Below are 12171 nucleotides of genomic sequence, written 5' to 3'. Positions count from 1 at the left end.
GTTGCGTTCCATCTGGCTGAGGCTTTGGATCAGTTGGCGCTGCAATCGCTCCGAGATGAGGAACTTCGACATAGGCTCGGAGAGCAGGCCGAGCCGAACGGAGGGCCGGCGCGCTGCTGAGGGGGTGCTATCGGCGACATGCTTGCGTTGCCTAGCTATCCAGAATCACCCAGCCCTCAATGGTCGCCAGTCAGCTCGGCGAGGATTCCCTCACGCAGCCTTTGCAGTTCCGGCGAATTACGCTCGCGTGGATGCGGCAGGTCGACCTTGACCTCGTGGCGGATGCGTCCCGGGCGGGCATCCATGACGATTACCCGGTCGCCCAGGTACAGCGCTTCTTCCACGTCATGGGTGACCATGATCATGGTGCTGCGCTGCTGCACCCAGATGCGTTGCAGCTCGTGTTGCAAGTGCACGCGGGTCAGTGCGTCGAGGGCGCCGAAGGGTTCGTCGAGCAGCAGCACCTTGGGCCGGGTGATCAGCGCTCGGGCGATGGCGGCACGCTGGGCCATGCCGCCGGAGAGCTGGTGCGGATAGGCCTGCTCGAATCCGTTCAGGCCTACCAGGGCGATGTGCTCGGCCACCCGCTCGGCCTTTTCCTGCTTGCTCAGGCGCTGGTTCCTGAGGGCCAGGGCGATGTTCTGCTCGACGGTCTTCCAGGGGAACAGACGGTGGTCCTGGAACACGATGCCGCGGTCCAGGCTGGTGCCCGACACGGACTCGCCGTCCAGCTGGATCCGGCCCTGGTAGTCGTTCTCCAGGCCGACGATCAGCCGCAGCAGCGATGACTTACCGCAACCGCTGGCGCCGACGATGCTGAGGAACTCGCCGGGCAGCACCTGCAGTTCGATATTGTGCAGCACCGGCAGGGCCTTGCCGTCGATCTGGTAGGCCTTGTTCAGCCCGCGGATCTCCAGGGCGCCGGGTTGGCGCAGGTCGTTGCCGAGCAGTTGTGGATCGAGAATGGCGGTCATGGGGGGTTACCTATCGCGAAGATTGCGCCAGCGCAGCAGGTAGCGGCTGAGGCGGGAGAACAGTTGATTCATGGCGTAACCGAGCAGGCCGATGCACAGCACGCCGATCACCACGACTTCCATGCGTGAGCCGGTCTCGGCGTTCATCATCAGGTTGCCGAGGCCCATGCCGGTGGAGAGGAACAGTTCGCAGCCCACCGAGCTGACCCAGGCGAAGGCCAGCGCATGCAGCACACCGTTGGACAGGCTGGGCAGGGCGCTCGGCAGTTGTACCTGGGTGAACTGCTGCAGCGGCGTCAGGGTGTAGATGCGGCCGACCTCCTGATAGCGTTGCTCGACATGGCTGAAGCCCTCGAAGCTGTTCAGCACCATGGGGTAGAAGGCGGCCAGGGAAACGATCAGCACCTTGGAGAATTCGCCGCTGCCGAACCACAGGGCCAGCAGCGGGATCAGGCCGAGGATCGGTACCTGGCGCAGGGTGTGGTAGAGCGGTGCGAGCAGGCGTTCGGCAATGCGCGAATGGGCCATCAGCGCGCCCACGGCGAAGCCGGCGAGCACGCCATAGAGCAGGCCGAGGCAGGTGCGCTCGAGACTGGCCGCCACGCTCAGCCACAGCTCGCCAGTGGCCAGCAGCTCGTCCAGACCTGCGCCGATCTTGCTCAGCGGCACGAAGGCATAGGCCTGGCTGGCGCCCTGGCGCGACATGTATTCCCAGGCGGCGATCAGCAGCAGTGGCAGCAGCAGGCCGCGCAAGGATGAGAGAGCTCGGGTCAGAATCTTCATGCGCGTGGTTTCCAGCGGAACAGGTGTTTTTCCAGAAGGCGGAAGCCGTAATCGAGGCTGAAGCCGACCAGCCCGGTCACCACCACGCCGACCATCACGATGTCGATGCGCATCATCTGCCGGCTCAGTTCGATCAACTGGCCGAGGCCGCTGTCGGCGGCCAGCAATTCGGCGGCGACCAGGACCATCCAGGAGCGGCTGAGGCTGATGCGCAGGCCGGTGACTATGGGCGGCGCGGCGGCGGGAAAGGCCACGTCCTTGAGCAGGCTCCACAGCGGCAGGCGATACACCGCGGCCACATCGAAGTAGCTGCGCGGAATGCCCTTCACACCCTCGCTGGTGGCCAGGGCCACCGGGAAGAACGCCGCCTTGACCACGATGAGGATCTTGAAGGTCTCCTCGACGCCGAAGAACAGGATGAACATCGGGATCAGGGCGATGGAGGGAATCTGCCGCAGGGTGTGGAACAGTGGGGCGCAGTAGGCCTCCACCTGCTTCGACAGGGCCATGGCGGTGCCGAACAACAGACCGCCGAGCGCGCCGAGGGAAAAGCCTATGGCCAGGCGCGACAGGCTGTTCTGCAGGTGCTCGCGCAGCTCGCCGCTGCCCAGCAGCTCGACGAAGGCCTCGTAGACATGCTGCGGTGGTACCAGCAGCTGGGTCGGGTACCAGCCGGCCTGTGCCACCAGAGCCCAGGCGACTAGCAGCGCCAGTGGTGAGGCGAACCAGCTCAGGCGGTTGAGTGAGGCGCTCAGCATGTCATCCCTCCAATACAGCAGCCGCAGGGGCGCGGCGTAGCTTGCGCAGCCAGCAGAAGCCGGCCACCAACAACAGCAGTGGAATCCAGGCGAGGAACAGGTTGCTCAGGCCGACCAGCTGGCTGATCACGCCGCCGAGCAGCGCGCCGGAAAAGCTGCCGAGCATGCCGGCCAGGTTGAACAGGCCGGAAATCTTGCTCTTGTCGGCGGCGTGCTCACCGAGCTGGGCCATGTTGACCAGGTGCACCAGCGAGGCTGCGGTGCTCAACAGCACGCCGCCGATGGCCAGCAACGCGTAGCCATGTGCGCGGCCGAGCAGCAGCAGGCCGAGCACCGCGGCGCTCAGCCCGGCGACATAGGCGAAGCGGCGGCCGATACGCTCTACCAGATAGCCGAGGCCGAACAGGCCAAGCACGGCGGCCAGGCCTTGCACCATCACCAGGCTGACCGCCTGGCTCTGCGAGAGCCCGACAACGTCCATCGCCAGAAGAATGATGAAGGTGCCGAACAGCGCGCCGGTGGCGCCAGAGAGCATCTCGATCAGGCAGCTCTCGGCTATTTCCAGGTTCTGCAGCATGGCCAGTACCTGGCTGAACATGCTGCCGCTTTCGGCACCGACATCGAGGCTACTCGGCTCCACCTGTTCGGCTTCCCAGAAGCCCAGGCTGTAGACCGCCATGAGGCCGAAGCACAGGCCGATCACCACGAAACCGAGGGTGAAGCCGGTGCTGCCGCTGAGCCAGTTGCCCAGCAGCGGGCCGAGCAGGCCCATGCCCAGGGTCAGCGAGCCGCGGTACCAGCCGGCCTTGTCGTTGCCGATGCGCTTGAGCTGGCGCAGAAACGCGCTGTTCATGGCGACGATGCGGAAGGGGATGCACAGACCGATCAGCAGACGCGCCACGGCCAGATAGATCCAGCCGCCGAACAGCGGGATGGCCAGGTTCAGCAGCATCGGCCCGAGGCTGGCGAGGAAGTACACCCGGCGCGCGCCGAAGCGGGCGATGACGAAGCCGGCCGGCAGGGTCAGCAGCACCATGCCCAGCGACTCCATGGCCGAGATGATGCCCAGCTGCAGGGCGTTGGCACCGATCTCGATGGCGTACAGGGTGGTGATAATCTTGGCCATGCCGATGGTGGCGCCACTGAAGGCGGCCAGCAGCATGAAGTTGGCCAGGAAGGCGCCGGGTCGCCCCGTGGTTTCAGATGGCGACATTGACCTTCTCCAGCAGTTGTTCCAGCGGCTCGGTGGCTATCCATTGGCGCACGTCGAAACCGTGCGGGATGAAGTCCCAGCGCTGGAGGAAATCGGTGAGGTCCTGCAGCGCGCCGATGGAACGCTCGGCCAGGTTGGTCTGCAGGCGCAGATGGGCGTCCTCGCCATAGGCGCGGGCCACCCAGTACTCGCTGGTGTTGAGCTCGCGAGCGAGGAAGCGGCGGGTCTCCTCGGGATGGGCCCAGGCCCACTGCTCGGCGCGCAGCACGGTATCGAGGATCAGCACGGCCGCGTCGAAGTGTTCGTCGAGCAGGTGCTGGTCGACGGTGAGGGTGCGTGGCGTGCCGATATTGGCGCGGATCAGCGGGTCCGGGTGCGAACCGACATCCACCACCACGCGCAAACCGAATTCGTTGGCCAGCTGCAGGCCGTGGGCGCCCTTGACGAAGATCGCGTCGATGTCGCCGCGCAGCAGGCCGATCAGCTCGTTGTTGCGCTGCGGGCGGTTGCGGCCGAGGGTGACCTGGGCGCCATGCACATGGTGCACCGGCTCATCGCTGTAGGTGCCGCCATAGGGGTAGTCGACCAGCTCCACGTCGGCGACCCGCAGGCCTTCCAGCTTGAGGGCGTTTTCCAGGCCGCGGATGGCCTGGGCGCGGGTGAAGTCGATCTGCACGTTGGCCCACTTGGGCACGCCGAAGCGGCGGTTGCGCAGGTCGCGGATATCGCGGATCGGGCTGTCGTGGGTGGTGACGATCAGCTGGACCTCGTCGGCCCAGGACAGGCCGATCACCCGGGTCTCACTGCCCTGGGCGCGGGCCCAGATGGCCGGGATGTTGCCGCCGTGGCGGACCGAGTTGTGCAGGTGGTGGTCGAAGTGGGCCTCGCGCACTTCGCGGTCCGAAGATTCGCGCAGCGCCTGAATGCGGGTGCCCAGCGGGCGGAAGGCCTGGGCCAGACGACCGGATTCAACGGCGATGCCGAGCCCTGTGGGTACCGGACTGTGGGTGTACCAGAGGGTATCGAGGGGTGTGCTCATGAAATGTCCACGAAACGCTTGTTCGGAGGTGGTCGGCACGGCCGCGCGGCGCGCCCGTGCCGACCGGCGACTCAGCCGGCGCGCTGTGCCACCGTGCTGCGCAGGGTCTCCAGCGGGCGCGGGTCGATCCAGTCGCGGACCGAGAAACTCTGCGGAATGAAGGCCCAGCGCTGGAGGAAGTCGGTGAAGTCCTGCAGGGCCAGGATCGAGCGCTCGTCGAGGTTGGTGCGCAGGCGTTGATGGGCGTCCTCGCCGTAGGCCTGGGTCACCCAGTACTCGCTGCTGTTGGTCTCGCGGGCCAGGTAGCGGCGGGTGTCGTCGGGGTGGGTCCAGGCCCACTCCTCGGCGCGCAGCACCGAACCGAGAATGCCGACCGCGGCATCGTAGTGCTGCTCCAGCAGGTGGGAGTCGACGCTCAGGGTGCGCGGCGTGCCGTTGTTGCCGCGGATCAGCGGTTCCGGATGCGAGCCGGTATCGATCACCGTGTGCAGGCCGAACTGTTGGGCCAGCTGCACGGCATGGGCGCCCTTGAGGAAGATCGCGTCGACTTCGCCGCGCAGCAGGCCGACCAGTTCGGCGTTCTGCCCGCCGCGACGACGGCCGCCGAAGGTGGAGGTGCCGTTGACCGTCTCCGCCGCTTCGTCACTGAAGGTGCCGCCGTGGGTATAGTCGACCAGCTCGACGTCCTTGACCTCCAGACCGTCCAGTTTGAGGGCGTTTTCCAGGCCGCGGATGGCCTGGGCGCGGGTGAAGTCGATCTGCGCGTTGGCCCAGTTCGGCAGGCCGAACTTGCGCCCCTTGAGGTCCTTGGCGGATTTGATGCCGCTGTCCGGCAGGCTGAGGATCAGCTGCACCTCGTCGGCCCAGGACAGGCCGATCACCCGGGTATCGCGGCCGCTGGCGCGGGCCCAGATGGCCGGGATATTGCCGCCGTGGCGGACCGAGTTCTGCAGGGTGTGGTCGAAGTGCGATTCGCGCACCGCCTGGTTGGCCGACTCGCGCAGCGACTTGATGGCGGTGCCCTGGGCGCCCAGGGCTTCTTCCAGCCAGCCTTTCTGCACGGCGATGCCGAGGCCGGTGGGAACCGGGCAGCGGGTGTACCAGAGGGTATCGAGCGGTTGACTCATGGTGCGATTCCTTTCAGTCAGGCGCTGGCTTGCAGCGCGGCGGTGGGGGTTTGGCTCTGTGCCGGCTTGGCGTGCACCAGCGGCAGGACTTCCTGGCCGATGCGCAGGGCTTCTTCGAGGTGCGGATTGCCGGCCAGGATGAAGGTGGAGAAACCGGCGTCGCGGTATTCGGCGAGGCGTTCGGCGACGTTCTGGTGGCTGCCGACCAGGCCCACGGTCGGCCCCGGCTTGGCCTTGCCGAAGCCGGCCCAGAGGTTCGGGCCGAGGACCAGGTCTTCGAAGCGGTCGCTGTTCTGGTGGTAGGCGTTCTGCCGCGCCGCACCCACCGAGTCGGAGCCGGTGGCGAAGTGCTTGATGGCGGCGCTGGTGCGCGCGTCGATGCGTTCGTACTGGCGGCGCAGTTCGCTCCAGGCGGCCTCTTCGGTTTCGCGAGCGAACAGGTCGATGCGGATGCCGAAGCGCACGCTGCGGCCCTGCTTGTCGGCCAGCTCGCGCACCCGCTCGAGGTGCGGCTTGAGCTTGTCGATCGGTTCGGCCCAGTTCAGGTAGACGTCGGCATGCTTCGCCGCCACGTCCAGGGCGGCATCGGAGAAGCCGGAGAAGTACACGCCGGGCTTGCGCTCATGCTTCAGACCGAGCGGCAGAGAGCCGTTCTCCAGCTGGTAGATGTCGCCCTGGTAGCTGAACTGCTCGTTGCTCCACAGGCCATCGATGATGTCGAGGAATTCGCCGGTGCGCTGGTAGCGCTTGTCGTGTTCGAGGAAGTCGCCATTGGCGCGCTGGCTGGCCGGGTTGCCGCCGGTGATGATGTTCCACTCCAGGCGACCGCGGCTGAGGTTCTGCAGGATCGCCGCCTGCTGCGCGGCATAGGCCGGCAGGGTCCAGGTGGCCTGGAAGGCGATCAGGAACTTGATGCGGCGAGTCTCGCGGGCCAGGGCGGCGGCGGCAATCCACGGCTCCGGGCCGGTCGGCAGCAGGGCGCCCTCGAAGCCGGCCAGCTCGGCGGCCTTGGTGACCTGAGCGACGTAGTCGATATAGGTGAAGCCGTCTGGCTCGCCGTTGGGCAGGCGCCCCGGCGCGATGTTGCCCGGGCGGTGCACGGCGGCGCCGCGGTTGTTCTTGTCGGTGGCCAGGTAGGGACCATCGCTACCCAGCGGTAAACGCCAGAAAAATTCGGTGCTCATGGCAGTGTTCCATTGGCTGCGTCGAGGAAGCCCGCCGCTTGCCGCGATCGGGATTGCAGGGGCTTGAGCAAGGCCTGTGCCGAAAGGCTGAAAGCCAGTAATGGCGAGGCCTGCAGCGATTTATGGTGGGGCTTGCCTGGGGTAATTGCTGATTCAGCAACACCTGCCCAGCACTGGCTGCTTGGGTTGCAGCAGATTCCGCTGGATAAAGGCTTGAAGTGGCTTGGCGTTGTAGTTAACTCATTGAAATTCAATGTGTTTTTCTTGTGGCACAAGTCCTGCTGAGGAGAGGTCAGTGCCGTGCCGAGAAGGCGCGTTCGCCATCATCGACCCCAGGAGCTTCAGCCATGACCGCCAGCCTCACCGCCACCCAACTCAGCCAGCTCGAACAGGCCAAACGCGACTTCGCCAAGGCTTTCCGCGTGCTCAAGGAGACCCGCACGCTGACCGCCACCAACACCTACCAGGCCTACGTGCGAGTGCCAGACAGCGATCTGGTGATCGCCCTGCACGCTCCGGGTCCCTGGGCCGATGACCAGGAGATCCGCGCCGTGGTTGCCAGCTACAGCGGCCAGGTGGTGCTGGATGAGACCGCCGCTGGCAGCTCGCCGCTCAGTGGCAGCAAGGCCGGCGGCAACGGCCAGCGCTATGCCGGGGTGTTCCAGAAGCGCCCCGAGGTCAATGTGGTGATCCACGTGCACACGCCATACCTCGGTGGTTGGGCCAGTGCCCACCGGGTGCTGCCGATCCGCTATGCGGCCTCCCAGCGGGTGACTCTGGCCCGCGAGCTGCCGATCTACATCGACCGCCGCCAGCCGGAACACGCTTTCATCGTCGAGAAGATCGAGGAGAACCCGCACACTCCGGCGATTCTTGAGGCCAACGGCGGCGCCACCTTCTGGGGTGAGAGCGTGCTGCAGGCGTCCAAGCTGATTCTGCTGATCGAGGAGGGTGCCTACTTCCAGGGCCTCGCCGAACTGTTCGGCGGCTCCGAGGAGTTCGGCCCCGGTGTGCTGGAGCAGCAGTGGAAGATGACCGGCCTGTGGGCCCAGGGACAGAAGCTGCTCGAAGCGGTGGCCTGAGCCGAGATGGCAGGCCGCCACGGCGGTCTGCGCAAGTGACGAGCCCGAATGCGTTGCGCATTCGGGCTCGATCGTTTCAGGCGCTGGCGAAGCTGAAGCGGCCCTCGGCCACCAGGCTCGCCAATGGCTGGCGCTGGGTTGGCTGTTCGCGCGCCCGCAGGTCCTCGGGTAGCTCGGCGGCGTCGCCACGGCGGCCGATGGCGATGGCCAGCTCGACCTGGTAGCCGTCCGGCACGCCCAGCTCGCTACGCGCTCGCTCGCGGTCGAAGCCACCGATGGCATGGCTGCTCCAGCCGCTGTGCTGGGCCTGCAGGGCCAGGCTGGCCCAGGCCGCGCCGCTGTCCAGGGAATGGCTGAGCAGCGGGCTGTCCTCACTGGCGCCGGGGCGGCGGTGATGGGTACGCGAAATCAGCACCACCAGCGCGGCAGCCTTGGCGGCCCAGCGCCGGTTGTTCTCGCCGAGCAGGTCGAACAGGCGTGCCCAGTTGGGAGAGCCGTTGCGTGCGTAGACGAAGCGCCAGGGTTGGGCGTTGTTGGCCGAGGGTGCCCAGCGCGCCGCCTCGAAGAGGGCGAACAGCTCCTGCTCGGCGATTGCCTCGCCGGTAAAGGCGCGTGGCGACCAGCGTTCGAGGAACTGCGGATGGATGGCGTATTCGGTCTGGCGGGGTGTGCTCATGTCGCTGTCTCGTACGGGTGGGTATCTATAGACCGGCCTGCCGCTGGCGCTCGCGCAGGGCCAGGGCGGCCTCCAGGGGACGGTGGTCGACCCAGTCGTTCAGGTCGAAGTCGCGTTCGAGGAAGCCATACAGCCAGAGCGCCTGCTTCTGCTCGGCGAACAGGGCCAGGCGCTCGGCGGAAAGATCCGGATGCAGGCTGCGGTGGAAGTCGTTGCGATAGGCGGCGGCCACTCCTGCGGCGCTACCGGCGGTCTCGCCCTCGAGGACGGCGTGCACGGCGTCGGGGTTGTCGGCGGCCCAGTCGGCGGCGCGCAGGGTCTCGGCGAGGAAGCGCACCAGCAGGTCGAAGTGCTGGTCGATCAGATTCTTGTGCACGGTGATCGGCCGCGGCGTGCCGTTGTTGGTGCGCATGTGGGCAGAGGGCAGGGCATCCAGATCGATGCCGACCACGACGCCGGCGGCGCGCGCCGCATCCACCGCGGCGGCGCCTTTGACATAAACCGCATCGACCCGGCCCGCGGCGAGTTGCTCGATGCCGGCCCACAACTGGCGCGGCCCGTTCTGCCCGCGCTTGCCATGCCCGGACGGCACCTCCACCAGGGTGACGTCATGCAGGCCGAGCCCGGCGCTGGCCAATACGCCGCGATAACCCTGCAGCGACATGCCACGGGCGATGCTGGAGCCGCGGGCGTGGCTGGGCAGTGGATGCTCGATCCACTGCGGCAGCGCCAGGCGCTTGCCGGCGAGGTCGGCGGCGCTGCGGATGCCGGACTCGGGGCGCACCAGGATCACCTGCCACTCGTCGATCCAGGTCAGGCCGATCAGGCGGGTCGGCGCGCCTTGGGGCACGAGCGGCAAAGGCGAGGATGTTGCCGCCCTCGCGAATCAGCTCCGGCAGCTGATGGTCGTAGTGGTGCTGGCCGAGGCCGGGATTGTCCTGCAGGGTCTCGACGGCGATACCGTCGTCGGCAAAGGCCTGCTGCAGCCAGCCGAGCCGGTAGGCCAGGCCGGTGGCGGTCGGCACCGGGCAGCGGGTGAACCAGAGCCTGTCGAGGCTGGGCGTTGAGCGGGGCGAAGACTGTGGCATGGGCGGCTCCAGAAGCTGGGCGGCGCGCCGGGGTCCGGCGGCCGCGATGAAAGCTAGCGGTGGCCGCGCAGCAGCGGCAGGACTTCTTCGCCGACCCGGTAGGCTTCTTCCAGGTGCGGTGTGCTGGCCAGGATGAAGGCGTCGGCGCCGAGCTGGACCAGTTCGTCCAGGCGTTCGGCCACCTGCTGGTAGCTGCCGACAATGCCGTTGGTCTGCCCGCCGCGCAGCAGGTTGAAGCCGGACCAGACATTCGGCTCGAGGATCAGGTCGTCGAAACGGCTGACGGTCTCGGGGCGGTTGCCTGCCTGCCGGTTGGCCCCCACCGAATCGCCACCGGGGCGCTGCGCGGCGCGCGCCAGTTCCGCGGGCGATAGCCGCTCGAAGCCCTTGCGCACCTCGCGCCAGGCTTCTTCCTCGGTGGCGCGGGCGATGATGTCGACGCGCACCGCACACTTGATCTTGCGGCCCAGGGCCTCGGTGCGCTCGCGCACGCGGGCGAACTTCTCGCGCAGCTGGGCGAAGGGTTCGAGCCAGGTCAGGTAGTACTCGGCGTGTTTCGATGCAGTAGCCAGTGCCGCATCCGAAGAGCCGGAGAAGTAGATCTCGGGAAATTCCTGCTGGGCCAGCGGCAGGGCCAGACCACCATCCTCGACCTGGTAGTAGCGGCCCTGGTAGCTGAACGGGCCGCCGTTCCACACCCCGCGCAGCACGTCGAGGAACTCGCTGGTGCGGTCGTAGCGGGCATCGTGGCCGGCGCTGTCGCCCCACCACAGCTGCGCCGGGCCGCCGCCGCCGGTGATCACGTTGAACAGCGCGCGGCCGCCGGTGGCGCGCTGCAGGCTGGCGGTCATGCGTGCGGCGGTCAGCGGGTTCAGGAAGCCCGGCTGGAAGGCGATCATAAAGCGGAAGGTGCGCGTCTCGCGGGCCAGGAAGGCGGAGATGGCCCAGGGCTCGTCGGTCATCGGGAAGGATGGGATCAGCCCACCCTGGAAGCCGGAGATCTCGGCGGCGCGGGCGATCTCGGCGAGGTAGTCGATATAGGTTAAACCGTCGTCGCGGGTGCTCAGCCCGCTACTGCTGGGGCTGCCGTTGCCGAAGAACCAGTCGCCGCGAAACGGCTCGCGGTTGCGGTGGGTGCTGGGCTCGCCATGGGTGGGCAGGCGCCAGAAGACATCGATGGCCATGCTGTGGATTCTCGTCAGGCGGTGTGGGCGGTGGCGCCGGCAAAGCGGGCGCGCAGGGCGGGCAGGACGTTCTCGCCGACCCGGTAGGCTTCCTCCAGATGCGGCGCGGCGCCGAGCAGGAAGCTGCCGATGCCGGCAGCGGCGTATTCGGCTAGCCGCTCGACGATCTCGGCGTAGCTGCCGACCAGGGTCGCGACGCTGCCGCCACCTGGTTGCCACAGGCCGCTGCCGCCAGGTGCCAGCAGGCCGGCTTGAGCGGCCAGACGTTGGGCGTCGGCCAGGGCCTCGGCGGCATCCTCACGGGCCAGCAGGTCGAGGCGCAGGCCGGCCTGCGGGGTGCGACCATGGGCGCGGGCGATGCGGCTCAGTTCGTCGAGCAGCGGCGCCAGTTCGCGGGGCGGCCGCGCGGAAAACACATGCACGTCGGCCTGGCGGGCGGACAGCTGCAGCGCCTCGGCGTCGTCGCCGGCCAGATAGATGGGCGGCACCCGCTGGCCTGACAGAGGGCCTTGGAAGCCACCATCGAGCACCTCGAAGAAGCGCCCCTTGAAGCTGAACGGCGCCTGGGTGATGACCCCGCGCGCCACGCCGATGAATTCCTCGATGCGTGGCAGCAGGTCGGCGCCCTCGACGAAGTCACCCTGGCGCCTACGTGCGGCGGCATCGGCCTGGACGCCGAGCTGCCAGGCGAAGCGCCCACCAGTGAAACGCTGGTAGCTGACCGCGTTCTTCGCCGCATACACCGCCGAGCCGCGCGCCGCGTCGAACTCGGTGAGCAGGCGCAGGTGGCGCGTGCTGCGGGCCACGTAGCCGGCGATGATCCAGGGCTCGTCGCCGTCGGGATGGTTGCCGATGCGGATGCCATCGAAGCCGGTCAGGTCGGCGGCGCGGGCGATCTGCTGCAGGTAGTCGAGGTAGTTGAAACGTTCGCCGCGCGGGTCGCTGACACCGGGGCCGAACGCGGCCTGGTCCTCGCGCTCGCCGCGCAGATGGGGGAGGGCGTCGGCATAGCGCGAGTCGCGCCAGTTGGGCAACTCCCAGATGAATTCGATGCTCATGGGGC

The 12171-nt window shown here is 67.6% G+C and carries 12 protein-coding genes and 1 pseudogene; 2 read left to right on the top strand and 11 right to left on the bottom strand.

The features are described 5' to 3' along the window. Window positions 1-176: 176 nt before the first annotated feature. The 7 genes from OH686_RS06590 to OH686_RS06560 all read right to left on the bottom strand — a co-directional run bounded on the left by OH686_RS06590 (window position 177) and on the right by OH686_RS06560 (window position 7078). Window positions 177-974, bottom strand: a complete 798-nt coding sequence (locus OH686_RS06590; RefSeq protein WP_289536999.1) for an ABC transporter ATP-binding protein — start codon at window positions 972-974, stop codon at window positions 177-179. Window positions 975-980: 6 nt separating this feature from the next. Beyond that, window positions 981-1757: an ABC transporter permease gene (locus OH686_RS06585; protein ID WP_502942776.1), complete on the bottom strand. Its 777-nt coding sequence runs from the start codon at window positions 1755-1757 to the stop codon at window positions 981-983. Next, the gene (locus OH686_RS06580; protein ID WP_289536998.1) at window positions 1754-2515 is read right to left on the bottom strand and encodes an ABC transporter permease; all 762 of its coding nucleotides are present in this window, start codon (window positions 2513-2515) and stop codon (window positions 1754-1756) included. The genes OH686_RS06585 and OH686_RS06580 overlap by 4 nt, the downstream gene beginning before the upstream one ends. 1 nt (window position 2516) lies before the next feature. Further along, window positions 2517-3728 carry an MFS transporter gene (locus OH686_RS06575; protein WP_289536996.1) on the bottom strand — a complete coding sequence of 404 codons (1212 nt, stop codon included), beginning with the start codon at window positions 3726-3728 and terminating at the stop codon, window positions 2517-2519. Continuing rightward, entirely contained in the window at window positions 3715-4767 is a 1053-nt protein-coding gene (locus OH686_RS06570; protein WP_289536995.1) for an ABC transporter substrate-binding protein, read from the bottom strand. The genes OH686_RS06575 and OH686_RS06570 overlap by 14 nt, the downstream gene beginning before the upstream one ends. Window positions 4768-4838: 71 nt before the next feature. Beyond that, the gene (locus OH686_RS06565; protein ID WP_289536993.1) at window positions 4839-5894 is read right to left on the bottom strand and encodes an ABC transporter substrate-binding protein; all 1056 of its coding nucleotides are present in this window, start codon (window positions 5892-5894) and stop codon (window positions 4839-4841) included. Between the two features lie 17 nt (window positions 5895-5911). Then, the gene (locus OH686_RS06560; RefSeq protein ID WP_289536992.1) at window positions 5912-7078 is read right to left on the bottom strand and encodes an LLM class flavin-dependent oxidoreductase; all 1167 of its coding nucleotides are present in this window, start codon (window positions 7076-7078) and stop codon (window positions 5912-5914) included. A 63-nt stretch (window positions 7079-7141) separates the two neighbouring features. Here OH686_RS06560 and OH686_RS06555 point away from each other — a divergent pair, with 63 nt between their 5' ends. Both OH686_RS06555 and OH686_RS06550 read left to right on the top strand, forming a co-directional pair. After that, window positions 7142-7363, top strand: a complete 222-nt coding sequence (locus tag OH686_RS06555) for a hypothetical protein (RefSeq protein WP_289536991.1) — start codon at window positions 7142-7144, stop codon at window positions 7361-7363. A 62-nt stretch (window positions 7364-7425) separates the two neighbouring features. Next, a complete protein-coding gene (locus OH686_RS06550) occupies window positions 7426-8160 on the top strand; it encodes a class II aldolase/adducin family protein (protein ID WP_289536989.1) in 735 nt (244 codons plus the stop codon). Between the two features lie 76 nt (window positions 8161-8236). Here OH686_RS06550 and OH686_RS06545 read toward each other — a convergent pair whose 3' ends face one another. The 4 genes and pseudogenes from OH686_RS06545 to OH686_RS06530 all read right to left on the bottom strand — a co-directional run bounded on the left by OH686_RS06545 (window position 8237) and on the right by OH686_RS06530 (window position 12166). Continuing rightward, window positions 8237-8836 carry a nitroreductase family protein gene (locus tag OH686_RS06545; protein ID WP_289536988.1) on the bottom strand — a complete coding sequence of 200 codons (600 nt, stop codon included), beginning with the start codon at window positions 8834-8836 and terminating at the stop codon, window positions 8237-8239. Window positions 8837-8861: 25 nt separating this feature from the next. Then, window positions 8862-9924: pseudogene (locus tag OH686_RS06540) on the bottom strand (ABC transporter substrate-binding protein). 53 nt (window positions 9925-9977) lie between these two features. Further along, window positions 9978-11108, bottom strand: a complete 1131-nt coding sequence (locus OH686_RS06535) for an LLM class flavin-dependent oxidoreductase (protein WP_289536987.1) — start codon at window positions 11106-11108, stop codon at window positions 9978-9980. 14 nt (window positions 11109-11122) lie between these two features. Continuing rightward, window positions 11123-12166, bottom strand: a complete 1044-nt coding sequence (locus tag OH686_RS06530; protein ID WP_289536985.1) for an LLM class flavin-dependent oxidoreductase — start codon at window positions 12164-12166, stop codon at window positions 11123-11125. Window positions 12167-12171: the final 5 nt, after the last annotated feature.

The sequence above is a fragment of the Pseudomonas sp. SO81 genome, from assembly GCF_030374125.1.
Taxonomy (GTDB): domain Bacteria; phylum Pseudomonadota; class Gammaproteobacteria; order Pseudomonadales; family Pseudomonadaceae; genus Aquipseudomonas.
This window is presented reverse-complemented; position numbering and strand designations above follow the sequence as displayed.

What these genes read in the sequence shown, in the direction of transcription:
- OH686_RS06590 (WP_289536999.1), bottom strand. Translation starts at nt 974, where the DNA reads ATGACCGCCATTCTCGATCCACAACTGCTCGGCAACGACCTGCGCCAA.
- OH686_RS06585 (WP_502942776.1), bottom strand. Translation starts at nt 1,757, where the DNA reads ATGAAGATTCTGACCCGAGCTCTCTCATCCTTGCGCGGCCTGCTGCTG.
- OH686_RS06580 (WP_289536998.1), bottom strand. Translation starts at nt 2,515, where the DNA reads ATGCTGAGCGCCTCACTCAACCGCCTGAGCTGGTTCGCCTCACCACTG.
- OH686_RS06575 (WP_289536996.1), bottom strand. Translation starts at nt 3,728, where the DNA reads ATGTCGCCATCTGAAACCACGGGGCGACCCGGCGCCTTCCTGGCCAAC.
- OH686_RS06570 (WP_289536995.1), bottom strand. Translation starts at nt 4,767, where the DNA reads ATGAGCACACCCCTCGATACCCTCTGGTACACCCACAGTCCGGTACCC.
- OH686_RS06565 (WP_289536993.1), bottom strand. Translation starts at nt 5,894, where the DNA reads ATGAGTCAACCGCTCGATACCCTCTGGTACACCCGCTGCCCGGTTCCC.
- OH686_RS06560 (WP_289536992.1), bottom strand. Translation starts at nt 7,078, where the DNA reads ATGAGCACCGAATTTTTCTGGCGTTTACCGCTGGGTAGCGATGGTCCC.
- OH686_RS06550 (WP_289536989.1), top strand. Translation starts at nt 7,426, where the DNA reads ATGACCGCCAGCCTCACCGCCACCCAACTCAGCCAGCTCGAACAGGCC.
- OH686_RS06545 (WP_289536988.1), bottom strand. Translation starts at nt 8,836, where the DNA reads ATGAGCACACCCCGCCAGACCGAATACGCCATCCATCCGCAGTTCCTC.
- OH686_RS06535 (WP_289536987.1), bottom strand. Translation starts at nt 11,108, where the DNA reads ATGGCCATCGATGTCTTCTGGCGCCTGCCCACCCATGGCGAGCCCAGC.
- OH686_RS06530 (WP_289536985.1), bottom strand. Translation starts at nt 12,166, where the DNA reads ATGAGCATCGAATTCATCTGGGAGTTGCCCAACTGGCGCGACTCGCGC.